Here is a 25,683-nt window from a genome sequence, read left to right as displayed (position 1 = left end):
GGGGTGACGTTCAGCGGTTTCCACCTGAAGGCCTTGCAGCCTGGAGCCTTCTCTCTGGAAGGTTTCATGCCGCCTACTCTCCCCGTCATCGCCGATGTTCATCTTGTTACTACATTCTACCCCTCTTCGACTGAACGAGTCAAATCAAAGGCCGTTTTTTACAAGAAAAACGGAGTGGATCCATGCGAACCACTCCTTCCTTCCAAATTCCGACGGGCGATTTGCTTTCGATCGTATAATAATGCCAAAAACGCGACCCTTTCCCGTTGAGGGGGTGGTTTCCAACTCTGTGGTCTGTAAGAATCAGGCGTTTATCTCCCCATACCGAAAGCCTGTTGCACGCTTTCCCACATCAACTGCGGATTGGCGAGAAAAGCCAGCAACAGCACCGTGCTGAGAAGCATGAAACTGAGAGCGAACAGGATCAGAAATCCGCGGTACATACTGCGTACCGTCGATTTCACCACGGCCAAGACAAAAACCCCCTTTGTCCACCGTTTTCTAACGTTTATTTTGCGTCTTTCCCGCTGGATTGTCCACCCTTTTCCGTGTATTTTTCAACGGACAGCCCGTTTTTTCCCGCTTCCCTTGCAAATCAAACGTCCTTCCTTCCCCTGCCACCGGTTTTCCCGGGAAAGGAGCCCGAACCAGACAGATCCCGGGGAATATATTTGCATTAGGTAAACATTCTTTCCCCATACCTCAAAGAAGGTGAGACTCATGCCCTATTTCTGGGGGCTTTGCTGCTCCCTTGCTCTGTACCTGCCTGTCAGGTGCCTCCAATCCCGGATGCAAAGAAGGCGACGCAAACGGTAAGATGCCAGCCGCTCCGGCTTTCAACCCCAAAAAACCACGCCGGGGAAAACCGGCGCGGGATCTGCTTCGGCTTTTCAGTTTTTCTTCGAACGGGACCGGACAGCGGCGGCCGCCTCCCGGGAAGCCATCTTCTTCCTTCCGCTGGTTTTCCCGGTGTTCCACACCGTGCGGACCCAACCTTTAAACAGACGCAGTCGATCCAGCTCTTCCTCCAGTCGTTGGACAGCGGAGGATTCTTCCATTCCCGTCGGGTGGTTGTAGTAGGCGGATACCGTCCGGATCACCGGTTCCGGATAAGCCAGGTGCAACGCCAAAAGTTTCCGTTCCTTCTCCTTCAGGGGATTTTCCGTTTGATACTCTTCCAGCAATGCAAACGGGTCGACGACTTCATCTCCGTCAAAAGGCACAAATCGCCGTAAAAACATCGCCACGTCGACGACGGGACTTCCCGCTTCGGCATGGTCGAAATCGATCCAGCGCCACCCTTCCTTCCCCACCAACAGATTTTGAGGGTGCAAATGACCGTGGATCAGCGTGATTCGGGGAACTTTCCCTCCGTTTGACCGACCCACCTTCTCCAGTCCCTGAATGGCAAAGGAAGCCGTTTTCTCAATATCTTCCCCATGGGAAAGAAACGCTTTTTCAAAAGGAGAGGCAAACTCCCGTTCCGAAACCGCATTCCGCCACTGTTTCAACTGCTCCTGTGCTTTCTTTTTCCGGCTCAGACCGGCCGTCACCGCCGGGGAATCCGGCTTTCCCCTTCCCGCGGTCAGCGGTTCGCACAGTTTGTGGAAACGGGCCAGATCCCGGATCAGTTTCTCCGGAGGGACCTCATCCCCCCTTCCCGCCGCCTCCCCGTACCAGGGATGGGCGTACCAGCAGCCGCCTTCTTCTTTCACAAACGGGTCGCCGGATTTCGTTTTCTCCAGGGGGAGAACCTGGTCATAACCCGATTCCCTCAACTTCGTGAACACTTCGTGGAGAAAAGACAAGTGATCCGGTTCGGCCGACGATTTCTTCAGGGAATACACCCCGTCTCCGGTGTCCACGCGGAGGACTCCCCGGATATAACGGACCTGAAGGGGAGACCATCCATACGCGTCAAACACCCGCGACAATACGGGACCATCCCGCTCGGGCTCCAGTTTCAAATTCCGTCCCTCCCTCTTGGTTCAAAAAAGGGCCACTGCCCGAGAAGGCCCGGCAGCGGCCGTTGGTGCCAAACTCAGTTTTGGCTGGGAATATAAACGATTTGACCCTCTTCCAGGCTGTCGGATTCCAAATGGTTCATGGTCAAAATCTTGCTGGCCGGAACTTCATAACGCTCGGCCAGAGATTGGATGGAATCCTCGCGGTGGACGATCACCATGCGCATCTTGACAAAATCTTCCTCTTTCTCGTCCCGGATCATCCATTTCGTCCACTCGAGGCCGCCACCCGTCGTCTGCTCCTCCGAGTCTCCCTCTGAATCGTCGTCCGCCCCCGCATTCCCTTCCGCGCTTGAGGGTTCCTCTGATCCGTCCGGATGGGTGAATGGTTCCACGCCGAAGGGATCCCCTTCCTCATTCAGGTTCTGGAAGTCAAACTCCCCGTCGTGAGGCTGTCTTAACATACGGTCGGATGAGTTCAATTCCTCCCGGTCCCGGACCGGGCGCCGGGGATGAAAGGCCACGGTTTTTTCTTGTTCCTCCGCTTCTTCGTGAAGTTTCTCCCTTTCTTCGCTTACCGGCTCTTCTTTCCCCAGTGTCTTCTCCGGTTCCGGCGAAGTTTCCGCCGTTTTTTTCTCCAGGGGTGCGTGGAGTTCTTCCTCCGTTTTCTCCTCCGTCTTCGCCGCATCCGGTTCTTCCTCCCGGGGCGGTTCTTCCTCCCGGGGCGGTTCCGCATCGGCGGCGGACGCTTCGTCCTGCGGATTTTCTTCCTCCGGGACGGAGCGGGCTTTCCGGTCCCCGTCCAAATCGCTCCTGGCCACATGGACAAACTGATACTCGTCCTGACGGGTCTCCAGATCTTCCGCCGTTTGTAGAGAATCACTTCCGTCGCTTTCGACCGGCTCCGGCTTTTCATCCCCGTCCGTCATATGACCGGACCCGGGGACGGAGAAGGCGGCGAGCTTGTCGACCACTTCGATGGGCGGATCCTCTTCTTTCTGTTTTTCCTCCCGCAGACCGTCAATCGTCAAAACGGCCTCAATCTGCAGTTCAAAGGGTGACAAAACCTTGTAGTCAAAGGATTGAATCTCCGCGGAAATCCGGTCAATATCCACCCGGTCGGCCGGAAGCGTGATCTCCACCGGTATGACATACGCGATTTCGCGTTTTCCGGAGAACGCTCCGGCATGCGGCGGCCCTTCCGAATCCCGCGTTTCCCCCGTTTCCCCCGTTTCCCCCGATCCCGGGTCCCAGTTGTGTTCCCCCAGATATTCCCCGTTCAGACGGAGATATCCGTGAATCTTCAGATGGGTGTCCTGGTCTTCAATCTCGACATCCGGGTACAGGTCCAGATCCAGCAAGCTTCGAATCCCCGGCTGTTGGGGATGCAACCGAACCTTTTCCAGTATGTCAAACCGGAGCTGGCTGTGATTGCTGTCCGCCAAAAGAAATCCCCCCTCTTTAGGACGTACCGCCGAAGAAACCGGTGACTCCCTCCCTGTGAAACGGGGTACTCGGGAAGTCCACAGGTTTACGACTGTACTGTAACTATATGCGGCAACCTTGCGGATATACTTGTGCCCTGTCCCTCCGGGGTAAAACAAAAAGCCGCCGGAGGGGTCCGGACGGCTTTGTCTTTCGTCTAAAGTTGTTTGAGCGCATTTCGGTTCGCCTCAATCGTACGCTCGATGTCTTCCTCTGTGTGGGCGGTGGAGACAAACATTCCTTCAAACTGGGACGGGGGGATCGAAATCCCCTGCTCCATCATCCTCCGGAAATACCGGGCAAACATGGCGGTATCCGCGGTCTTCGCCTGTTCGTAACGGATCACTTTTTCTCCGGTGAAGAAAAGGCACACCATGGAGCCGACGCGGTTGATATGGTACGGAATGCCCGCTTCCTCGGCGTTTTGTGACAACCCTTCTTCCAGCCGGGCGGCCCGCTCTTCCAGCTGCTCATAGGTCCCCGGTTTCTTCAGTTCAGTCAGGGTGGCGTACCCTGCCGCCATGGCGATGGGATTGCCTGAAAGGGTTCCGGCTTGATAAACCGGGCCCGTGGGAGCCACCAGATCCATGATTTCCCGGCTGCCCCCGTAAGCGCCAACCGGCATGCCACCTCCGATGACCTTGCCCATGGTGGTCAAATCCGGTTTCACTCCGTACCGGCCCTGGGCGCCATGATAATCCACACGGAAACCGGTCATCACCTCGTCGAAAATCAGAAGGGAGCCGTAATGACGGGTCAGCCGGCGAAGCCCTTCCAAAAAGCCGGGTTCGGGCGGAACCACTCCCATGTTGCCGGCCACCGGTTCCACGATGACGGCGGCGATGTCGTGGCCGAATTTCTGAAAAGCGACCCGGGTACTGTCCAAATCGTTGTAAGGAACAGTCAAGGTGTGCCGGCCGGTGTTTTCCGGGACGCCGGGGCTGTCGGGCAGTCCGAGGGTCGCCACGCCGGAACCGGCTTTGATCAAGAGGCTGTCGGAGTGGCCGTGATAACAGCCTTCAAACTTCAGGATTTTGTTTCGTTTCGTGTAGGCCCGGGCCAGCCGGAGGGCACTCATGGTCGCTTCCGTCCCGGAGTTGACCATGCGAACCACTTCCACGGAAGGAACGGCCTCCGTCACCAAACGGGCCATCTTTGTTTCGATCCGGGTGGGGGTGCCAAAACTGGTTCCCTTGACAGCCGCCTCCCGGACCGCCTCCACCACGGCGGGATGGGCATGTCCGAGGATCAGGGGACCCCACGAACAGATGTAATCGATGTATTCGTTGCCGTCTTCGTCAAAAACCCGGGACCCTTCCCCCCGTTCGATGAAAACCGGAGTCATGTCCACGTTTTTAAAGGCCCGGACGGGACTGTTGACTCCCCCGGGAATGTATTGTTTCGCTTCTTCGAAATGGGCCGCCGACCGTTCAAACCTGCGGGCCAATGCGATCACTCCTTCTATATTCGCTGTTACAGGGACTCAAAGCCTTTCAGGAAACCCGACCCCGAAAACTCCACCCGGGATCGGGGGCCGACCGCCAAGGATCGGATGACCGCCTCCCCGCGGAGCTTTTTTTCTCCCAGGGTCTCCATTTCAAGTATCAGGCGACCGTTGCCGTAATAATAACAATCGTCGAGGAGCCCGGCTGCGGACGCGTCGACCCCCTTCAACCCGACCGACCAACTCTTCAGGTTGTACGGACCCGGCATCTCCAGCTTGATCCAGGCCTCTTCGATGGGAATATCAAAGGAGCGTTCCTTGAAAGTCCCCCTCAATCGACGAAGGGAATAGGTTTCGGACACACCCTTCTCCTCCTTGCGTTTGATCCGCGGCCGAACCGTTCCGGACTCAATGGGTATCCATCAACCAACGCGCGGCATCTTTCGCATGATAGGTCAGAATCAGATCGGCTCCGGCCCGTTTGAGTCCCGTCAACATCTCCAGAACGACCGCCCGTTCATCGATCCATCCCCTTTGTGCCGCCGCTTTCACCATCGAGTATTCCCCACTGACGTTGTAAGCGGCAACGGGAAGGTCAAACCGCTCCCGAACCCGGCGAATGATATCCATATAAGCCATCCCCGGTTTCACCATCAGCATGTCCGCCCCTTCTTCCACATCGGAAGCCGCTTCTCTCAAGGCTTCCCTGGCATTGGCCGGATCCATCTGGTAGGTCCGGCGATCGCCGAACCGGGGGGAGGAATGGGCCGCATCCCGGAATGGACCGTAAAAGGCGGAGGCGTACTTCACCGCGTAAGAAAGAATCGGTGTCTGTTCAAACCCGGCATCGTCCAGTTGCTCCCGGATCGCGGTGACAAATCCGTCCATCATATTGGAAGGAGCGATCATGTCCGCTCCCGCACGGGCCTGGGAGACCGCCGTTTGGGCCAACACACGGAGGGATTCGTCGTTGACAATCTCCCCGTTTTCGACCACGCCGCAATGACCGTGATCCGTGTACTGGCAAAGACAAGTGTCCGCCATCACGTACAGGCCGGGATGGCGGTCTTTCACCTGGCGGATCGCCCGTTGCACAATCCCGTCTTCCGCATGGGCGGAGCTGCCGCAAGCATCCTTGTTTTCGGGAACTCCGAACAAAATGACAGACTGGATTCCCAGCTCCACGACTTCATCCACCTCTTCATTCAGGCGGTCCAGGGAATAGTGAAACACCCCGGGCATCGAGGGCACTTCTTCCTGGATTCCGGACCCCTCGACGGCAAACACCGGATAGATGAAATCGACCGGGGAGACGTGGTTCTCCCGCACCATCCGGCGGATCCCGCCGGATTGTCTCAAACGGCGGTGGCGGTCAAATCGTTTCATGTTCCATCCTCCTTGCGTCCTCTTCCTGACTCCATTCGGGGCAATCGGATCAATGCCTCGATCAATCCGTCCATGGTGTATTCCCGGGCGACGATATCCACCCGAAGGCCCGACTCCTTTGCCGTGTCAGCGGTGATCGGACCGATGCAGGCGACCTGCACTTGCCGGAGAAGGGGCTTCCAATGATCCTCCACCCTGCGAAGCGCTTCCACGAAATTTCGCACGGTGGAGGAACTGGTAAAGGTCAGAATGTGGAGCTCGCCTTTTTTTAACAGCTCCACCACTTCCCGGACACCCCGGGTCCCGGGAACCGTATCGTAGGCATCCACATCTGTCACTTCACACCCGATCCGTTCCAATTCCACGGCCAAAAGCTTCCGGGCGATGTCGGCCCTGGGAAGCAACACCCGGTCTCCCGGCGCCACCAGGGAACGGAGGGATTCGGCCAGTGCTTCGGCCCGGTATTCCTCCGGCTGCACCTCGACCCGGAGGCCCCTCTTTTCCAATTCTTCCGCCGTTCTCGGGCCGATCGCCGCCAACCGGGCCCTGTGCATCCGACGCACATCCAGTTTCAGGCGCTTCAGATGGCGGAAAAAGTACTTCACCCCGTTGACGCTGGTGAACACCACCCAATCATACCGGTCCAGCTGTTTCAACGCCGCGTCCAGAGGCGCCCGGTTGCGGGGTGGACGGATCTCGATCGCCGGAAATTCGACGGCTTCCCCGCCCAACTCCCGCACTTTCCGGACCATCGATGCACTCTGCCCCCGGGCACGGGTAATCAGCACACGTCGCCCGAACAACGGTTTATGTTCAAACCCGGCGAGGAAGCTCCGGTTTTGGACCGCTTCCCCGAGGATGAGCCAACCCTCTTCCGCCCCTTGAGACGCCTTTGGCACCTGTTCGAGGGTCCCCGTCCAAACCCGTTGTTCCACGCAGGTGCCGGCTTCCACCCAGGCGGCGGTCATGTCCCGGCGGACGCCGGCACCGATCAGCCGCCGGGCAGCTTCGGTGAGCCTTCGGCGATCCACGTGAAGAATTCCCGTTCCCGGAGAGGAAGCAAACACCTCCCAATCCGGCTCTTCCGTTTCCCCGTAACGGCGAACGGTCCATTCCGGTCCCGGTGCAATCCCTGCATACACCGGGACCGCCAACTCACGGGGCACCCCCGGAACCGGCTCAACCCCCGCCCCCCTGGCCGCAAGCTGCTTGGCTTCCTCCACCGCAGAGGAACTCAGGAAAGCGTCCCCTGGCACCAGACGGACGACCCGCTCTCCGTCGACCACAGCCTGAACCATTTCTTCCACCGTGCTCATGGAACCGACTTCCGCCGGTATCCATTCGGCCCCGGGATTAAGATGTCTCATCAGAGCAGGAGAGATCTGCGGATGACAGAACACCCGGTCCGCCTGCCGGAGAACATCGCGCCCTTTGAGTGAAATCAGCCCGGGATCACCCGGTCCGGCCCCCACCAGATACACGGGGCAGGCTCTCGCTTTGTGGTCCGTCATGGTTCGGTCCTTTCCCTCACTTCCTCCAACAACTCTTTGGCCCCCCGGTCTCTCAGCTCCTCTGCGAGACGGCGGCCTGTCTCCCCGGGATCTTTTCCTTCCCTTTCGCCCCGGATCACGGGATGGCCGGAGGGATGGGCCACCAGCCCTCTGAGCCGCACCCTGTCCCCTTCAAGGGTGGCATAGCCCGCAATGGGCAGGTGACAACCGCCGTCATAGGCATGGAGGAAAGCCCGCTCCGCGGTGACGGTCTGCTCCGTGACCGGGTCATTGATCGCTTGCAACACATTCATCATCTCTTGATCCCCGGCCCGGCATTGTACCGCCAGCGCCCCTTGACCCACGGCCGGGAGCATCACGTCTTCAGGCAGAATTTCCGTCACTTTCTCTTGCCAACCCATCCGTTCGATCCCGGCATAAGCCAGCACAATCGCATCAAATTGCCCATCCATCAATTTTTTGTAGCGGGTGTTCAGATTTCCGCGAACGGGTTTGACGCGGAGATCCGGCCGAAAAGCCAGAATTTGCGCTTGACGGCGGAGGCTGCTGGTTCCCACGATGGCATTTTCCGGGAGCTCTTTCAGGGTGAGCCCTTCCCGTGACAGCAGGCAATCCCGCGGATCTTCCCGGAGAGTGACCGCGCCCATGGTCAAGCCTTTCGGCATGTCCGCCGGCATATCTTTCATGCTGTGCACCGCGAGGTCGATCCGGCCATCCAGAAGGGCCTGTTCGATTTCCTTTACAAACAGCCCTTTTCCGCCCACTTTGGACAGCGTGACGTTCAGGATGCGATCTCCCCGGGTCATGATTTTTTCCTGCTTGCATTCCCATCCTTCCGGCATGTTGCCTTTCAGCCGGTTCAGCACCCATTGGGTTTGGGTGACGGCCAGCTCACTCCGTCTCGTACCGACGATGACGGTTCGCATTGAACCTCCTCCTTCAGCCATCGGTCCGCTCCCATCCGGCCGGACCCTAAAGTGATCATCCAAAAAATGCCTCCGATTCCTGCCGGTCCGATCCACCCAAGTCGTCTCCCGACACGGCCGGTCACAACCATTGGTGAAAGGAGAGTCCCGCGTTGGAGATCAGATAGTTCACCATGACCGTGAAAAAGGAAATGACACCCCACCAGGCGAGACGTCGGCCGTTCCACCCCCGGGCCACCCGTTGGTACAGGTAGACGGAATAAGCCGCCAAAACGATGAAGGAGCCGAAAATTTTCGGATCATACCAGAAATCCCCGCCCACTTTTTCATAGGCCCAGACGATCCCCAGAATCATCGCCAACATCAAAAGGGGGACGCCGAGCATGTTGAGACGGTAGGAAAAAAGCTGAAGACTCCCCAGGCTGGGCAGGCGTCGCAAGGTTCGGTTCCATTGTTTCCGTTTCAACAGGTAATCTCCGACAAGATACAGAACCGCACAGACGGTGGAAAGAGAGAAAAAGGCGTAGGCCAAAAATGCCAGGGTGACATGGACAAAAACCAATTCGGAAAGGAGCGGCTCCGTCAGAGGCGAGGCTGCTTCCGGCGAAAGATACAGATTGGACGCCAAGAAACCGAAGCCCAGCAGATTTGCCGCAAAGACAAAAAAATCCATCCGGTACAGACGATTGATGACCAGCGTCCCGGTAACCAAAACCCAGGAATAAAAAAGAAGGGAGTCCAACCCCGCCAGCCTGGGAAACTCCTCGGTGGTCCTCCATGCGAAAAAAACCGTTTGAAAAAACCAAACGGCCATCAAAAAGGAAAGCGCCAACCGACGCGAGCTCCGACTGGGTTGCATCAAGTCGGAAAAAGCGAATAACAGACTCAGAGCGTAGACATAGATGATGAAATCATAAAACCAGCTCTCGGCAAACACATCGGCCTCCCCCTTCTTTCACGAACGGATGGAAACCTCGCCGGCCAAGGAAGCCGGTTGAAAGCGGAGACTCCCGGAAGCCTTCTGGTTTTTTTCTTTGGCCTTTTCCTCCTCCATCAACCGGAGCTGTTCTTCCAAGGCAAAAAGGTGGACAAACATTTCCAGTGCCTCATCCCGTTCTTTGGTTGCGGCAAGTTCCTTGATGCGTGTCAGGGGATCGCGAAGCATCTGGTTGACGATGCTTTTCGTATGTTTGCGCAACACCCTTTTTTCCCGCTCCGTCAGCTCGGGCAGCTTCCGCTCAATGCTGTTCATGGTCTCTTGTTGGATTCCGAGCGCTTTTTCCCGGAGGGCCGTGATCAGGGGAACGACACCCAGGGTGTTGAGCCATTCCCGAAAGCGGGTCGTCTCTTCTTCGATCATCTTTTCCGCTTTCTCCGCTTCCCGGTGACGAAGGTCCAGGTTGGCTTCCACGATTCCGTTAAGGTCGTCGATATCGTAGAGAAATACATTGTTCAGACCGTGAACGGCGGGATCAATATCCCTCGGAACAGCAATATCAATCAGAAACAGCGGTGTCACGCGTTTGTCCACCGCCTGCTTCACGGCGTTTTTTTCAATGACGGCACGGGACGCCCCCGTGGAACTGACCACAATATCGGCCTCCCGAAGAGATTCCACCAGCCGGGACAGGGGACGGGCCTCCCCGTAAAACCGCTTGGCCACCTCTTCCGCCTTTTCCACCGTCCGGTTCAGGACGATCACCCGGCCTGCCCCGGCCTCCCGAAGGTGTTTGGCGGTCAACTCTCCCGCCTCACCGGCACCGAGGAGAAGGACGGTTTTTCCGGAGAAGGTGCTGAACATTTTTTTGCCCAGCTCAACCGCGGCATAACTGACGGAAACCGCATGCTGCCCGATCTCCGTTTCCGAATGAACCCGTTTTCCCAGGGTGATGGCCTGCTTGAAAAGTTGGTTGAAAACCGTTCCGGTCACCTTTTGCTTCTGGGCCGCCAGAAACGCATCCTTGACCTGCCCGAGGATCTGGGTCTCCCCCACCACCATGGAATCCAGTCCGCAGACCACCCGCATCAAATGGTGAACCGCCTCAAAGTCCTCTTTCGAATACAGACAGTCTGCAAACTCTTCCTTCGGAATTCCGAACTCGCTTTCCAGGAACGCCTTGGAATAATAGCGTCCTGTATGGGGCTGATCACTGACCACGTACAGTTCCATCCGGTTGCAGGTGCTCACGATCAGGCATTCCAGAATGCTTTTCATGTTGGAAAGCCGCTCAAGGGACCGGCTCAAGCCCTCGGAGGTGAAAGCCATGCGTTCCCTCAGTTCCACCGGCGCCGTTTTATGGTTCAATCCTGTAACGATGATGTGCATAGTCCTCACCCCGATCTACCCGCCCGATGACGGACGGTCACATCCGACAGGAGCGGGCCACTGCAGGCGGCCCGCCGAAACACCCTATGGATCTTGTGTATTCATACCCCATTATAGCACAGGCTATTCTTTCTTGAAAAAAGGAGGTTGTGAACAGATTTTGAAGTCGGGGCATACGATACATCAGCCCATTTTTCTCGGGGGGGAACCGGTATGCGTTTCGTTAAAAAAGGGTGGAGCCTGCTGTTGGTGATCAGTCTCGCATGGTTGACCGCTGCCTGCGGCATGAGCGGCGGGGACAGGTCGGAAATGGACACCGTACGTGTGGTGGAGGTCACCCATTCCATCTTCTATGCACCGCAATATGTGGCGATCCACAAGGGGTTTTTTAAAGAGGAAGGGATCGATCTCCGACTTTCCAACGGCTTCGGCGGTGACAAAACGATGACCGCCCTGCTGTCAGGTGAAGCCGATATCGTACTCGTCGGTGCGGAAACCGGGGTTTACGTCACCGCCAGAGGAGCCCAAAATCCGGTAATCGGATTTGCCCAGCTCACGCAGAAAGATGGCAGTTTCCTCGTATCCAGAAAACCCGTCAACGATTTTGAGTGGAAAGATTTAAAAGGAAAAGAACTCCTCGGTCAGCGCAAAGGCGGCATGCCGCAAATGGTGAGTGAACACGTTCAGCGGAAGAACGGTCTGACACCCCACAAAGACGTCAAAATCATCCAAAATATCGACTTCAAAAATCTGGGGAGCGCTTTTGCTTCCGGCACCGGAGATTATGTTCAATTGTTTGAACCGGTCGCTTCCAAACTGGAGCAGGAAGGCAAAGGACATATTGTCGCCTCCTTCGGGGAAGACAGCGGCAATCTGCCGTACACCGTTTATCTGACCAAAGATCATTATCTCAAAGAAAACCCGGAACTGGCAGAACGTTTCACCCGTGCTCTGTATAAAGCCCAGCGCTGGGTGGCGAACCACTCCTCCGAAGAAATCGCCGATGCGATCCAGCCTTCCTTCCAGGATACGGACCAAGAAATCCTGGTGACGGTGATCGACCGGTACAAATCCCAAAATACATGGGCCTCCGACCCGATCATCGACCGGGAGGAATACAATTTGATGATTCAGGTTATGGATGAGGCGGGAGAACTCCCCGGCCAAGTTCCTTATAAGAAAGTGATTCGCACGGACATCTCCGAAAAGGTGATGAAGGGTTCCCAATAGATTCGTGACCGGAAGGCGGGGTGATTATGAACGGTTCTTTTGCCATCGAACTGGAAAACGTCACCAAGGTTTACTTAAGCAGAGAGGATGAAGTGCAAGCGCTGGAACCGATCTCCTTCCGCATCCACTCCGGCGAATTTGTCAGCTTGGTCGGTTCCAGCGGCTGCGGCAAGAGCACGGTGCTGTCCCTTGCGGCGGGTCTGATCCGCCCCACCACCGGCGTGGTCCGGATCATGGGCAAAGACGTGCTCGCCCCTTCCAACCGGGTCGGCTACATGCTCCAACAGGATTGCCTGCTGGATTGGCGGACCGTGAAAGACAACATTACGCTCGGACTGGAATTCCGGGGTCTGAAAACGGAAAAAACCGAAAGCCATGCCCGTTTCCTTCTGGGAGAGCTGGGATTGGCCCACACCCTGAAACAGTTTCCCTCCCAGCTCTCCGGGGGAATGCGGCAGAGGGTGGCGCTGGTCCGGACGCTGGCAGTTCAGCCCGACATCCTGCTGTTGGATGAACCCTTTTCCGCCGTCGATTACCAGAACAAATTGTATCTCGAAGAACTTCTGACCGGCGTGCTGAAAAAAAGCAAGGTGACCGCCCTCCTGGTGACGCACGATCTGGAAGAAGCCTTGGCCCTCTCCGACCGGATCCTGATCATGGGAAACCGCCCGGGCCGAATCCGCCGGACGTTGGAAGTGCCGGAGGAACTTCGCTCGGCCACGCCTCTGAAAGCCCGGGGAAAGCCCTCCTTCCGCCCGCTGTTCAACGAACTGTGGAAGGAGATGGACCGCTGATGAAAAAATGGTTGGAGACGTGGCTCACCCGGGGGGCGAAATCGGATGCCCACGCCCGTTATCTGCGGCGGCTTCGCCTGACCGACGGATGGGTGAACGTTACCCGGTTGGGGATCCTCGCTCTGTTCGTGGCCGTATGGGAGATCGGAGCGGAAAAGGGCTGGATCGATCCCTTTCTCTTCAGCAGCCCGGGCCGGATATGGGATTTGTTTCTCCGGATGGCCGCCGACGGCGGTTTGTTTCAGGATATCGGCATCACCGTCCTGGAGACCGTGATCGGGTTTGTCCTGGGCACTGCCGCCGGGACCGGACTCGCCACTCTCATATGGCTCTTTCCTTTTCTGTCCCGGGTGCTGGACCCTTATTTGGTGGTGCTCAACAGCATGCCCAAAGTCGCCCTGGGCCCACTGTTCATCGTTACCATCGGAGCCGGATTCGGTTCGGTTCTGGCAATGGGAGTGGCCATTACGGTCATCATCACCACCTTGGTGATTCACAGCAGTTTTCAAAGCGTCGATCCCAACTATCTGAAGCTGGCCCGCGCTCTGGGAGCCAACCGACGGCAACTCTTTTGCCGGATTATCTTTCCTGCTTGCATCCCGGATATGATCGCCGCTCTCAAGGTGAATGTGGGCCTGGCCTGGGTGGGGGTCATCGTCGGCGAGTTCCTCGTATCCAAAAACGGACTGGGTCACCTGATCATATACGGATTCCAGGTGTTCAACCTGACGCTGGTCCTCCTCAGCCTGTTGATCGTGGCCATCCTGGCCACCGTCATGTACCAGCTGGTGTTCCACCTGGAAAAGCGGCTTCTTCGCCACCGCCAGCTGGAATAGAAGAAAAATAAACGGACGGGAATGCAACCCGTCCGTTTTTTGATGTCGTCCGGACTGGACACCTGTCAATCGAGCAGGACCAATTCATGTTGGATGGCATAGATGATGGCTTGGGAACGGCTTTTCACACGGAGCTTCTTCAGGATGTTGCTCACATGGATTTTCACCGTCTTGTCACTGATAAACAACTGTTCCGCGATCTCCTTGTTGGAAAGGCCCTTCACCATCAGATTGAGCACATCCAGTTCCCGCGGTGTCAGAGAATCCTCGCTGGTTCCGCGGTCCGTTTTTTTGCCGCCGCTGATATTGTCCAACAGTTTTCTCGCCATGACCGGATGGAGGGTGGATTCCCCCCTGTAAGCGGAACGGATCGCTTCGATCACATCGGAGGAAGGAGCATCCTTCAACAGATACCCCGTTGCCCCCGCCCGGATGGACTCATAAAGGTATTCGTCCCGGTCAAACATCGTCAGAACCAAAACCGCCACCTTCTGATTTTTCATTCTGACGCGGCGAATCGCCTCCACTCCGCTCATTCCCGGCATGTTGATATCCATCAGGACCACATCGGGCTCCAGTTCTTCTATCATGATGAGAGCTTCCGCTCCGTTGTTCGCCTGCCCGACGACTTCCATGTCCTCTTCCAGACTGATAATGTTGGACAACCCGTCCCTCAACACCGCATGGTCGTCCACCAATAACACGTTAATGGGCATGGACAGCCGCCTCCTCCTCATCTCCGATCGGTATGGTCAGGATCACCCGGGTCCCTTCTCCTTCCTCGCTGTCAAACTGCAGGGCGGCGCCCAACTTCTGGGCACGTTCGTTCATTCCCACGATCCCGTAACGTTTTTGGGCTTCGGCTTTGTAAACGGCTTTGGCCAGGGAAAAACCCACCCCGTCGTCCTCCACCGTCAAGCGCACTTCCTCCGTACGGTAATCGAGAACCACCCGCACAAGGCTTGCCTGTGCATGCTTGGCCGCATTGGAAAGTGCTTCGTGACAGACCATGTACAACGTCTCTTCCATATCCGTGGTCAGAGGGCGCTTCTCCCCCTTCAGTTCAAAAATGCCTTCCGCGTCCGTTTCGTTTTCAAAGGCTTCGACCCGCCTTTGCAAAGCGGGGATCAGACCGATCTTCGCCGCCGGGGACGGCCTGAGAGCCGTAATGGAATGGCGTACTTCCTTCAGACCATCCCGAAGTTTGGTCCGGCTTTCCTCCAGCCATTCGCGGACCTTCTCCGGCTGTGAATCGAATACTTTGAGGGATGAGTCCACTTTCATCAGAACCCCGGCAAAGGACTGGGCGATTCCATCATGGATCTCCCGGGCCAAGCGGTTCCGTTCCTCGGCCACCCCCCGTCGTTCCCGTTCTTCCACCAAACGGGCGTTTTTGATGGCCACCACCGTCTGGCTGGCCAGTACCTGAAGGAAGGTGAGATCGACCTCTTCAAATGCGTGCTCCTCGGTTTTCCACAGTGTGATGACACCCAGAACCTCCCCGTCCATTTTCAACGGAACCGACAACACCGAGCGGACCTCTTCCATATCCTCCAGATCCTGATGACACCGGGGGTCCAGTTTGGCGTTGTGGATCATGACGGGGACGCCGTGGGAAGCCACCCACCCGCTGATACCCCGATTGAGGGGGAGTTTGCCTCTCCGCAAGTGATCGGCGGCTTCCCCCGCCGTCACAGCGGGATACAACCGTCCATTCCGCAACAGATAGAAATACCCGTGACTGTAGGGAATCACCTTGGACAACGGAAGGATGGTTTTTTCCATCACTTTTCTCAGATCCAGGTTTTTATTGATGTCCGTGGCCAACAGAAACAGCAGCTTCAGCTTGCGTTCTTTTCTTGCCAGCCGGACGATGACATTGGAAAGGACGGCAAAGGCCGCCAGGGGAGCATAGAAAAAGAGAAACGCCAAGGGGTCGGTCTCACGCCCTTCGTGGAGCATCCCATAGTAGGCGAGACAATACACGAGAGACAATAACGCCGCACCGGCTTCCAACCGCCAGTTGGCCACCCAGAGCCTCGACCGTCGGGGGCGGGGTCTGAGATACTCGATCCCGTCGCGAATCCCCTTGCTCACTCCTTCGTAGACCAGAACACAACCGGCCAATGCGAGAAACGGCATGGAGATCCCCCCCTGGCTGATCCAAGGTTCCCCCACCGTTGTCAGGAAGACGACTCCCCCGTACAGCCCCATGATCGTATAACCGGTCCGAAAGGCTGCACGGTACAGAGAGTGTTTCTTGATCCAGGTCACTGTCAGGACGATCACCGTGTAAACCACCCCGGCCAATCCGGGGGAAAACATGGAACTCAGCGTGAAGAGAAAAGGGAAATGAACTGTCACTCTCCCTTCATGACCGGGGAAGGAAAAAAATTCGGTGAACATCAGGAGAGCGGACAAGGTCAACAGATGAAGAAGACTCCAACCTGCCTCCGGCTTCTCCAAAAGAGTGTAAAAAGCCAGAAACCAAGCGAAAAAGACGACAGACCATCGGCTTGTCCGTTCCAACCAATTCTGCCATTTCATCACAATCCATACCGCCATTCTTTTTTACTGTTTAAAATCCAATGTCAACTATGTAAAGAGTGCATCAGAAAGGGGGAGCCGCCTTGCCGGGGTTGGCCCGCCACATCCTGAGGAACGCCACGACCCACTCCTTTCCAATCGAATGGTTTCCAACAGCTTCCCCATAGAGGGATCGTTCCAAGATTTGAATGAAACCATGTCATGTTCTTATATTATCCTATCATAATTTTACCATGATGAGTGACCTCTCCCCACAACGAAAACCGGGTGCTTCTAGGATTGTGAAGACGGCCCCCCTCTCTCCCCGAAGACTTCGCTCCGGCATTAAAGTTTTTAAAATTCCGCCCGCCCCCAGCCGGCAGGTCGTCCGTCAACACCTTCGGGAGGAATTTTTGAACCTTCCTTCCGCAAATTGTGATAGTATAAGTTCGATTGATTTCACTTAAGGAGAGGGGGTTTCGGATGCAACCAAAACCGTTCTGGGCGGACGGGGCGCTCCTCTGCATTGCCTTTGTGTGGGGATCCACCTTTGTCTTGGTACAGGGGGCCATCGCCACCCTCCCCCCCTTCGCCTTCCTCGCGATTCGTTTCGGTCTGGCGTGCATCACCCTGTGGCTGGTTCTGGGATGGCGGGGTCAACTCAGGGATGCCTTGGAATCCCGGTATCTGAAGGCGGGAACGTTTCTCGGACTGTGGCTGTTTATGGGCTACGCATTGCAAACGTTCAGCCTGTTATACACCACTTCCGGCAAATCCGGTTTTCTTACCGGCCTGTCGGTCGTCATGATCCCCGTCCTCAGTTTTTTCCTTCTGGGCATCCGGCCGAAAGTCAACGCTTGGTCGGGTGTGGTTCTCGCCGTGATCGGCCTGTACCTCTTGGCTCTGGCCGACTTTTCCCAGATCAATCGCGGGGATCTCCTGGCGATCTTGTGTGCCGCAGGATTCGGACTTCAGGTGGCCTACACCGCCAAATACGCTCCGCGGGCCGACGCCCTCCCTCTGGTGACCATTCAGGTGACGGGAGTGGCAGTCGCCAGCCTTCTCTTGTCCATCGTATTTGAGCCCTGGAATGAAATCCTCCGCTCCCAACCGTGGCTGAACCCCGGCCTGTGGGGGGCCGTTTTGGTCACGTCTTTTCTGGCCACGGTTCTGGCCTATTTGGGTCAGACCTATTTTCAACGCTACACCAGCCCGACCCGGGTGGCTCTGATTTTCGCGATGGAACCGGTCTTTGCCGCATGTACGGACTACTGGTGGCTGGGGGTCACCCTCACCGGTTGGAATCTGTTGGGTTGCGTCTTGATCTTTCTCGGGATGGTCCTGGCCGAACTTCCCGGAAAAATCGTTGATCACCGAAGAGAGGGGAACACATGCGCTCAAAAACCTTCGGAATCCTGATTGCACTGGTCGGCGTCCTGTTGCTCCTCAGGGAGCTGGGATATCCGGTTGCGGCTCAGGTGGCTTCCTGGGAATTCCTCCTGATCGTGGCCGGAATCCTGATCATTGTCTATTCGTTTTCAAAGCCGAAGAATCCCCATCTGATGATTTGGGGAGGAATCATGACGGGGCTCGGTATTCATGCCTGGGGAATCAATCGGGTGGAAGGCTGGCCCACCCACTGGAGTCTGGTTCCCGCCATCATCGGGGCCTCTTTTCTCATTTTCGGCGGTCTGGTCAGGAAAAACCAAAGACAGGGAACGGTCGGAGCGATTCTGTTGTTGCTGGGGGTCTTTGCCTGGCCCGGGGTGTCCGAAATCCCCGGTCTCGGTCAGGCGGCGGTGTTCCTTAACACCTACTGGCCCGGGCTCTTAATCATCCTGGGACTGGTGATGGCCTTCAGAAGGTGATCGTCGTCCCATACAGAGAAACCGCCTTCGGGCGGTTTTTTTGCTGCCGCCACGGGTTGTCTGAAATCATGAACGGTCAAAAAACGGGAAGGGTTGCGGTATTCCCGGATGGATCCACATCTTTTTCAGTTCCGTTTCCTCAAAAAACCCATAAAATGGAGGGGAGACCCTCATACAGGAATGAAGATCGATGAGCCTGATCAAAAACCGGAAACAGATCGAAGCCATGCACCGAGCCGCGAAGATCCTGGCCGCCTGCCATCAAGAAATCGGAAAAGGGATCCGACCCGGAGTGACCACTTTGGAGATCGACCGGTTTGTGGAGGATTATCTGAGCCGCCACGGAGCGACTGCGGAACAGAAAGGATACATGGGATACCCCTACGCCACCTGCACCTCCGTCAACGATGTCATTTGCCACGGAATGCCTGGAAAACATCCACTCAAAGAAGGAGATCTCCTCACCGTGGATTTCGTCGTCAATAAGGACGGATGGTTGGCCGACTCCGCTTGGAGCTACGGGGTGGGCCGCATCCCCCCCTCAACCCGCCGTCTGATGCGGACCGCTCTTCTTTCGCTTCTGGCCGGGATCCGGCAAGCGAAACCGGGCAATCGCATCGGTCACATTTCTCACGCCATTCAAACAACCGCGGAAAACGGGGGATATTCGGTGGTCCGGCAGTTCATCGGGCACGGGATCGGTCAACGGATCCACGAACCTCCCTCTGTTCCTCATTCCGGCCCGGTGGAGAGCGGAAAAATTCTCCGGGAAGGAATGGTTATTACCATCGAACCCATACTGACTGCCGGATCCTCCGAGTTCAAACTGGATCGCGACGGATGGACCGCCCGTACTGCGGACGGCTGCCTCTCGGCCCAGTATGAACACACCGTCGCCATCCTGAGAAACGGTCCGCTGGTCCTGACGAAACAGTAACAGGGATCTTTCGAAGGGTCCTTTCATGGAACGAACCTTTTCCATACGGGTGACATCCTCCTCAAAAAAAGCCCCCTCGCCTCCAACCTCACGGATCATACGGAGGGTCTCTTCAAGTGTTCCTCTGTTTGGGTCCACCGCGACAACCGGCTTGCCCTCACGGGCCAAGCGAATGGCGGTCCCGCGGCCGATCCCCTGCCCGCCCCCCGTCACCAAAGCTGCTTTTCCTTTCATTCACACAACTCCCCCTGTGTTCTGTTTCCGCCTGCTTGTTAGAAACTCCTGCCAATGGGAAAACCCCCGCGGAAAAACACGGGGGTTTTTCAAAAAGTCACTCCACGTCAAAGCTGGTTTTCGATTTCTTCTTCTCCCGGTACCGCTCCAGGGCCAGGTCGATCAGACGGCCCACCAATTGGGGGTAGGAGATGCCGGAGTGCTTCCACAGGTTGGCATACATACTGTAGGGAGTGAAACCCGGCATGGTGTTGATCTCGTTGATCAACACTTTGCCATCGGAGTTCCGGACGAAAAAGTCCACGCGGGCAAGACCGCTGCAGTCAATGGCCCGGTATGCCCGGAGCGCCAACTCTCGGATTTCCTCCAGCTGCTTTTCCGGAAGTTCCGCCGGAATCCGCATCTCAGACTTGCCGTCAATGTATTTGGCACGGTAATCGTAGAAGTCGTTGGAAGAGACAATTTCCCCGGGAACCGACGCTTCCGGTTCATCGTTTCCGAGAACGGCCACTTCCACTTCCCGACCGTCCACGAATTCTTCGACGATCACCTTCCGGTCATAGAGGGCCGCCAACCGGAGAGCTTGCTTCAATCCGTCCCGGTTCTTCACCTTGGAGATGCCTACACTGGATCCAAGGTTGGCGGGCTTGACGAAACAAGGATAGTCAAACCCCTCCTCAATCTCCGATACCACCGAATCGAGATCCTTCTCGATCCCCGAACGTAAGATGGGCTGAAAATCCCCCTGGGGAAGTCCTTCCTGAAGGAACACTCTCTTCATCATCACTTTGTCCATGCCGACACTGGATGCCAGCACGCCCGCTCCCACATAGGGAATATCGGCCATTTCCAATAATCCCTGCACCGTCCCGTCTTCCCCGTAGGTGCCGTGCAGAACGGGAAATACCACGTCGATCTCTTCCCATTTCAACACCGGCAGACTGGTGGTTGCGGGAAGGGATTCCTTGGCCTGGACACCCCGCTCCAGCTCTTCCAGCAGCCGGGGTTCTATTTTTCCTTCCAGGGCGGGCAACGCCCGGAGACCCGGTTCCCATTTCCCTTCCGGGTTGATCAGTACAGGGAAAATATCGTATTGTTCGGGGTCCATGGCCTGGATGACAGAAGCCGCGGAGGAAAGGGACACTTCGTGTTCCCCCGACTTGCCCCCGAACAATACGGCCACACGAATCTTCTTCTCCATCCTCTCTCAACCTTTCACCCGTTGCTCTCTTTGGTTTGTCGGTTCCGTTGTGTGTAACCTATTCTTCCGTTTTGTTTATGGTTCCCCCCTTCTGTAAACGATCTTGGTTGCCGGTCAGTCGTCGGATTCCTTTCCAAAGCTCCTCTTTTCCCTGTCCGGTTTGAGCGGAAAAAAGGATCAAGGGATCTTCCGGAACCAGACCGATCCCTTCCCGGATTCTCTTCAGGTGTTTCGGCCATTGCCCTTTGGAAATCTTGTCGGCTTTGGTGGCGGCCACAATCGCCGGAATTCCGTAATGCTTGAGCCAGGCATACATGTTTTGGTCATCGCGGGTGGGCGGATGTCTCAGATCGATCACCTGAATCACTCCGCACAGCTCCCGGCGATGAAGGAGATAGCCTTCGATCATCCGTCCCCATGCGGCCTTGACCGACTTGGGAACTTTCGCGAAACCGTAACCGGGCATATCCGCGAAATAAAGGATATCATTGATCCGGTAAAAGTTGATCGTCTGGGTCTTTCCCGGTTTGGAACTGGTGCGCGCCAGGTTTTTCCGGTTGATCAGACGGTTGATCAGTGAAGATTTCCCCACATTGGAACGCCCGGCCAGAGCGATCTCCGGCAGGGCGTCTGCAGGATATTGGGCCGGTTTGACGGCGCTGATCACCCATTCAGCTTTTGTGACCTTCATCGGGATCCCTCACCAGTGCCAGCTTCAATACTTCATCCATGTGGCTTACCCATGTGATCTTCAGATCCTTGCGCACGCTCTCCGGGATGTCTTCCAGATCCTTTTTGTTGTCCTTGGGAACCAGGATGTGGGTCAGTCCCGCCCGGTGGGCGGCCAGGGATTTTTCCTTCAGACCCCCGATGGGGAGTACTCTCCCCCGAAGCGTGATTTCCCCGGTCATACCCACATACCGGGAAACCGGGACCTCCGTCAGCGCCGACACGAGGGCGGTCGCCATGGTGATCCCCGCAGAGGGGCCGTCTTTCGGGATCGCACCTTCCGGCACGTGGATGTGAATATCGTTTTTCTCATTGAATTCGGGATCGATGTTCAACTTCCCGGCCCGGGAACGGATGTAACTGAAGGCCGCTTGGGCCGACTCTTTCATCACGTCGCCCAGTTTCCCGGTAAGGGTCAGCTTTCCTTTTCCGGGCAAAACGGAAACTTCAATGGTCAGGGTGTCCCCGCCACCCGCGGTCCAGGCCAGTCCGGTGGCCGCCCCCACCGGATCGGTCTCTTCCACTTTCCCGTAACGGAACTTCTCAGGCCCCAGAAACTTGGGCAGGTTTTTCGTCGTGACCACCACCCGTTTCCTGTCCTGGGAAACCAGTTGCCTGGCGGCTTTACGGGCCAGCTTGCCGATGGTCCGCTCCAAATTCCGGACCCCGGCTTCCCGCGTATAATGGCGGATCACCTTGAGTACCGCATCGGAGTGAATCTGAAACTTATCCTTCGACAACCCGTGTTCTTCGAGTTGTTTGGGGATGAGATACTCTTTGGCGATCTGCTCTTTTTCAATCTCGGTGTAGCCGGCGATATAGAGGGTCTCCATCCGGTCCAAAAGAGGCTGGGGAATGGTGTGAAGGGTGTTGGCGGTCGTGATGAACATCACCTTGGATAGATCGTAGGGAATTTCGATGTAGTGATCGCTGAAATTCTGGTTTTGTTCCGGATCCAGCACTTCCAGCAAAGCGGAGGCGGGGTCCCCCCGAAAGTCCATGGTCATCTTGTCGATCTCGTCGAGAAGGAACACCGGATTGGACGTGCCGGCATTTTTAATCCCCTGGATGATCCGTCCCGGCATGGCGCCCACATAAGTCCGTCGGTGACCCCGGATTTCCGCTTCATCCCGAACCCCGCCGAGGGAAACGCGAACAAATTTCCGGCCCAAGGCTCGTGCGATGGAACGGCCCAGAGACGTTTTCCCCACCCCCGGCGGCCCCACGAGACAGAGGATGGGGCCCTTCAATTTTTTCACCATTTGCTGGACGGCCAGGTACTCCAGAACACGTTCCTTGGCTTTTTCCAGCCCGTAGTGGTCCTCATCCAAAATCTTTTCCGCTTTTTTCAGATCGAGATCGTCTTCCGTTTCTTTTTGCCATGGCAAGGCCAGCAACCATTCCACATAGGTGCGGATGACTCCCCCTTCGGCGGAAGTTGTGGGTATTTTTTCCAGTCGCTGAAGCTCTTTTTCCACTTTTTCTTTGACTTCGTCGGGAGCTTCCAGTTGTTCCAGCTGCTCCCGGAGTTCTTCCACTTCGCCCATCCGGCCTTCTTTTTCACCGAGTTCCCGCTGGATTGCCTTCATCTGCTCCCGCAAATAATATTCCTTCTGCGTTTTTTCCATCTGTTTTTTGACGCGCTGGGAGATCTTTCGTTCCAACTCCAGCACTTCTCTTTCGTCATTCAGGATGGAGAGCAGCTTTTCCAGACGTTCCCGGACGTCCAAGGTTTCCAGGATTGTTTGCTTGTCTTCGATTTTCAAAGGAAGATGGGACGCGATCACATCCGCCAGGCGTCCCGGTTCGTCGATGTCCGCCACCGCCGACAAGGTTTCGGGGGACACCTTTTTCGAGAGACGAAGGTATTGCTCGAAGTAGTCCAGTACCGACCGCATCAACGCTTCCACGTTGATGTCGTCCACATCTTCCTGTATGATCTCGCTGACGCGCACTTGGTAAAAGGATTCGTTTTCCTCATACTCCAGAATCTTGGCGCGGGAAAGCCCTTCCACCAGAACCCGGATGGTTCCGTTGGGCAGTTTGAGCATCTGCCGAACCCGGGCGATGGTACCCATCCGGTAAATATCCTCGGGTGTCGGCTCCTCGAGTTGGATCTCGTGCTGTGTCGCAAGGACAATCAGATCATCATCCACCATGGCTTGTTCCAGTGCCTTTACGGAACGTTCGCGGCCAACATCCAGGTGCAAAACCATACTGGGATAAACCAATAAGCCGCGAAGGGGAAGCAATGGCAGCACGCGCCCCTCCTCTTTAACAGCCATATATGCACCTCCGATGTCATCTCCAGCGGTGTCGTGTAACCTCGAGCTTTGTACGATTTTATCTTATTCATTCTCTTTTGTCCATGACAGCCCGACCCCGGACAAGAAGCGTTGTGAAAAAGTGAGCGGCAGCATTTACCCAAAGCCGCTCCGGCTGCTGTCTTGGGCAGGACAGCAAAGTCGCTATTTTTGGGTAAACGCTTCCCCCTTTTCTCGAAACGAACATTCAATCACAACGCTTCAAGGGGGAAACCGGCGACTCCCGGGAACGGACGGGGTGCCGCCGGCCGGAAGGGGGTTCACGTTACAGGCGAGGGAGTTGCCGCCAGCACCGTGGCAGCGGTCACTGCGCTTTCCTGCTGCTCCTCCGCGGCCTCCAGCGGGAACAGCTTGAATACCTCATCCATGTGCCGGACCGGAATGACCCGAATCCCTTCCATCTCCGAGAAGATGGTCTGCATATTTTCTTCGGGAATCAGGACCCTCGTGGCGCCGGCTTGTATGGCCGCTTCCACTTTGGCCACGATCCCGCCGACGGGCTTCACCCTTCCGTGAATGCTCAGTTCTCCTGTCATGGCCAGGCGGTTGTCCACCTTGATCCCTTTGATAGCCGAGTAGATGGCCGACGCCATCGCAATTCCGGCTGACGGCCCATCCAGGGGAACCCCCCCGGGAAAGTTGATGTGCAAGTGACAGGCATAAGGGTCGATATCCGTTCGCCGGAGAACCGTGAGCACATTTTCCACGGAGCTGCGGGCCATGCTTTTTCTCCGGAGGGTTCGTTGCCGTCCCCCCAGCTCCTCTTCATCCACCATGCCGGTGATCCGAATGGACCCTTCTTCTCCTTCAGCAGCAGGGGTCGCCGTGACTTCGATTTCCAGAAGAGCGCCGATATTGGGCCCATAGACGGCCAAACCGTTGACCAATCCCGGTTGGGGTTGATCGGGAACTTTTTTGTCCGGTCGGGGAGAGAGCTGACTGCTGTGAACCACCCATTCCACGTCGGAAGCCTTGATCTCCTTGCGGCCTTCGGTGAGGGCCATCCCGCCCGCGGTCTGTACGATATTGACCGCTTCCCGGCCGTTGGTGGCGTATTTTTTGATCACTTCCACCGCTTTCTCTTCATAGTCAAAGCCGATGCGATCGATCGCCTGACGGGTGATTCGTTCCACTTCCGTTGACAGGAGCGGCCGGAAATAAATCTCCATGCAACGGGAGCGGATCGCGGGAGGAATTTCCTCCGGAGTGCGAGTGGTTGCCCCGACCATGCGGAAATCCGCCGGGAGGCCGTTTTGGAAAATGTCGTGGATATGAGAGGGGGTGTTGGTATCCTCGGAGCTGTAATAGGCGCTTTCAAAGTAAACCTTTCGGTCCTCCAGCACCTTCAACAGCTTGTTCATCTGAATCGGATGCAGTTCCCCGATCTCATCGATGAACAACAAACCTCCGTGCGCTTTGGTGACGGCCCCCGGTTTGGGTTGGGGAATTCCCGCCATTCCCATCGCCCCCGCTCCCTGATAGATGGGATCGTGAACGGACCCGATCAGGGGATCGGCGATCCCTCGCTCGTCAAAACGGGCCGTGGTGGCGTCGACCTCCACAAACGTGGAATTCGCGTTAAAAGGAGATTGGGGATTTTTCTTGGCTTCCTCCAGGATGACGCGAGCTGCGGCGGTTTTCCCCACTCCCGGCGGACCATAAATCAATACATGCTGCGGATTGGGCCCGCACAGAGCCGCTTTCAGTGACCGCAATCCTTCTTTTTGACCCACGATCTCCCCAAAAGAGGAAGGCCTCGTTTTTTCGGAAAGCGGTTCTGTCAGCGACACACTGCGCATTTTCCGCAATTTGTCCATCTCTTTCCGCGACTCCCGGTCCACCGCCGACCGGTTGGATTGTTGGTTGCGCAGCAGGTTCCAGAAATACAGGCCGATGACGACCGAAAAGAAAACCTGCAACATCATGATCAAGACTGTCCAGTTCATATCTGCCATTCCTCCC

General features: G+C 56.4%; 22 protein-coding genes, 1 pseudogene and 1 other annotated feature (1 of these 24 only partly in view). Of the genes and pseudogenes, 6 read left to right on the top strand and 17 right to left on the bottom strand.

All coding sequences use genetic code 11. The features are described 5' to 3' along the window. Positions 1-98 (bottom strand) — a binding site (T-box leader); it reaches 124 nt to the left of the window's first position. Between the two features lie 213 nt (positions 99-311). From C8P63_RS19105 to hemA, 10 genes are all read right to left on the bottom strand, one after another. Beyond that, complete coding sequence (locus C8P63_RS19105) at positions 312-473, bottom strand: hypothetical protein (protein ID WP_170109594.1); 162 nt, start codon at positions 471-473, stop codon at positions 312-314. Between the two features lie 417 nt (positions 474-890). Further along, entirely contained in the window at positions 891-1,967 is a 1,077-nt protein-coding gene (locus C8P63_RS09870; RefSeq protein ID WP_108023689.1) for a phosphotransferase, read from the bottom strand. Between the two features lie 74 nt (positions 1,968-2,041). Next, complete coding sequence (locus tag C8P63_RS09865) at positions 2,042-3,409, bottom strand: LysM peptidoglycan-binding domain-containing protein (protein WP_108023687.1); 1,368 nt, start codon at positions 3,407-3,409, stop codon at positions 2,042-2,044. Between the two features lie 197 nt (positions 3,410-3,606). Beyond that, positions 3,607-4,896 (bottom strand): glutamate-1-semialdehyde 2,1-aminomutase, encoded by a 1,290-nt coding sequence (hemL, locus tag C8P63_RS09860; RefSeq protein ID WP_108023685.1) that lies wholly within the window; start codon positions 4,894-4,896, stop codon positions 3,607-3,609. 26 nt (positions 4,897-4,922) lie between these two features. Next, on the bottom strand, positions 4,923-5,255 hold the full coding sequence (locus C8P63_RS09855; RefSeq protein ID WP_108023683.1) for a hypothetical protein: 333 nt from the start codon (positions 5,253-5,255) through the stop codon (positions 4,923-4,925). A gap of 46 nt (positions 5,256-5,301) precedes the next feature. Beyond that, on the bottom strand, positions 5,302-6,279 hold the full coding sequence (gene hemB, locus C8P63_RS09850) for a porphobilinogen synthase (protein ID WP_108023680.1): 978 nt from the start codon (positions 6,277-6,279) through the stop codon (positions 5,302-5,304). Next, complete coding sequence (locus C8P63_RS09845) at positions 6,276-7,790, bottom strand: uroporphyrinogen-III synthase (protein ID WP_108023678.1); 1,515 nt, start codon at positions 7,788-7,790, stop codon at positions 6,276-6,278. Before C8P63_RS09845 ends, hemB begins: the two co-directional genes overlap by 4 nt. Then, the gene (gene hemC, locus C8P63_RS09840; RefSeq protein WP_108023676.1) at positions 7,787-8,716 is read right to left on the bottom strand and encodes a hydroxymethylbilane synthase; all 930 of its coding nucleotides are present in this window, start codon (positions 8,714-8,716) and stop codon (positions 7,787-7,789) included. The genes C8P63_RS09845 and hemC overlap by 4 nt, the downstream gene beginning before the upstream one ends. 121 nt (positions 8,717-8,837) lie before the next feature. Next, a complete protein-coding gene (locus C8P63_RS09835) occupies positions 8,838-9,653 on the bottom strand; it encodes a cytochrome C assembly family protein (protein ID WP_108023675.1) in 816 nt (271 codons plus the stop codon). 18 nt (positions 9,654-9,671) lie between these two features. Continuing rightward, complete coding sequence (hemA, locus tag C8P63_RS09830) at positions 9,672-11,042, bottom strand: glutamyl-tRNA reductase (RefSeq protein ID WP_108023673.1); 1,371 nt, start codon at positions 11,040-11,042, stop codon at positions 9,672-9,674. A 213-nt stretch (positions 11,043-11,255) separates the two neighbouring features. Between hemA and C8P63_RS09825 the strand changes: the two genes are divergently transcribed. From C8P63_RS09825 to C8P63_RS09815, 3 genes are read left to right on the top strand one after another with little or no spacing between them, the layout of a single operon-like run. After that, complete coding sequence (locus tag C8P63_RS09825) at positions 11,256-12,272, top strand: ABC transporter substrate-binding protein (RefSeq protein WP_108023671.1); 1,017 nt, start codon at positions 11,256-11,258, stop codon at positions 12,270-12,272. Positions 12,273-12,298: 26 nt separating this feature from the next. Beyond that, on the top strand, positions 12,299-13,066 hold the full coding sequence (locus tag C8P63_RS09820; protein ID WP_108023669.1) for an ABC transporter ATP-binding protein: 768 nt from the start codon (positions 12,299-12,301) through the stop codon (positions 13,064-13,066). Beyond that, positions 13,066-13,902 (top strand): ABC transporter permease, encoded by an 837-nt coding sequence (locus C8P63_RS09815; RefSeq protein WP_108023666.1) that lies wholly within the window; start codon positions 13,066-13,068, stop codon positions 13,900-13,902. Before C8P63_RS09820 ends, C8P63_RS09815 begins: the two co-directional genes overlap by 1 nt. 65 nt (positions 13,903-13,967) lie before the next feature. Here the strand turns inward: C8P63_RS09815 and C8P63_RS09810 are convergent, their stop codons facing one another. Both C8P63_RS09810 and C8P63_RS09805 read right to left on the bottom strand, forming a co-directional pair. Next, on the bottom strand, positions 13,968-14,618 hold the full coding sequence (locus C8P63_RS09810; RefSeq protein WP_108023664.1) for a response regulator: 651 nt from the start codon (positions 14,616-14,618) through the stop codon (positions 13,968-13,970). Beyond that, entirely contained in the window at positions 14,608-16,467 is a 1,860-nt protein-coding gene (locus C8P63_RS09805; RefSeq protein ID WP_108023663.1) for a GAF domain-containing sensor histidine kinase, read from the bottom strand. Before C8P63_RS09805 ends, C8P63_RS09810 begins: the two co-directional genes overlap by 11 nt. 444 nt (positions 16,468-16,911) lie before the next feature. On the opposite strand from C8P63_RS09805, the gene C8P63_RS09800 reads away from it, so the two are divergent. From C8P63_RS09800 to map, 3 genes are all read left to right on the top strand, one after another. Further along, positions 16,912-17,847, top strand: a complete 936-nt coding sequence (locus C8P63_RS09800; RefSeq protein WP_108023661.1) for a DMT family transporter — start codon at positions 16,912-16,914, stop codon at positions 17,845-17,847. Beyond that, complete coding sequence (locus tag C8P63_RS09795; RefSeq protein WP_108023659.1) at positions 17,820-18,296, top strand: LiaF transmembrane domain-containing protein; 477 nt, start codon at positions 17,820-17,822, stop codon at positions 18,294-18,296. Before C8P63_RS09800 ends, C8P63_RS09795 begins: the two co-directional genes overlap by 28 nt. Positions 18,297-18,486: 190 nt before the next feature. Beyond that, complete coding sequence (map, locus tag C8P63_RS09790) at positions 18,487-19,233, top strand: type I methionyl aminopeptidase (RefSeq protein WP_108023657.1); 747 nt, start codon at positions 18,487-18,489, stop codon at positions 19,231-19,233. 39 nt (positions 19,234-19,272) lie between these two features. On the opposite strand, the pseudogene C8P63_RS20045 reads toward map, so the two are convergent. From C8P63_RS20045 to lonB, 5 genes and pseudogenes are all read right to left on the bottom strand, one after another. Beyond that, positions 19,273-19,467, bottom strand: a pseudogene (locus tag C8P63_RS20045) (SDR family NAD(P)-dependent oxidoreductase); the annotation flags it as partial. A gap of 97 nt (positions 19,468-19,564) precedes the next feature. Next, a complete protein-coding gene (locus C8P63_RS09780) occupies positions 19,565-20,668 on the bottom strand; it encodes a D-alanine--D-alanine ligase (protein ID WP_108023655.1) in 1,104 nt (367 codons plus the stop codon). 58 nt (positions 20,669-20,726) lie between these two features. After that, on the bottom strand, positions 20,727-21,359 hold the full coding sequence (yihA, locus tag C8P63_RS09775; RefSeq protein WP_108023654.1) for a ribosome biogenesis GTP-binding protein YihA/YsxC: 633 nt from the start codon (positions 21,357-21,359) through the stop codon (positions 20,727-20,729). Beyond that, on the bottom strand, positions 21,340-23,682 hold the full coding sequence (lon, locus tag C8P63_RS09770) for an endopeptidase La (RefSeq protein WP_108023653.1): 2,343 nt from the start codon (positions 23,680-23,682) through the stop codon (positions 21,340-21,342). The genes yihA and lon overlap by 20 nt, the downstream gene beginning before the upstream one ends. 299 nt (positions 23,683-23,981) lie before the next feature. Continuing rightward, positions 23,982-25,667 (bottom strand): ATP-dependent protease LonB, encoded by a 1,686-nt coding sequence (lonB, locus tag C8P63_RS09765; protein ID WP_108023652.1) that lies wholly within the window; start codon positions 25,665-25,667, stop codon positions 23,982-23,984. Positions 25,668-25,683 lie beyond the last annotated feature (16 nt).

The organism is Melghirimyces profundicolus (assembly GCF_003054245.1).
GTDB lineage: Bacteria > Bacillota > Bacilli > Thermoactinomycetales > DSM-45169 > Melghirimyces > Melghirimyces profundicolus.
This window is presented reverse-complemented; position numbering and strand designations above follow the sequence as displayed.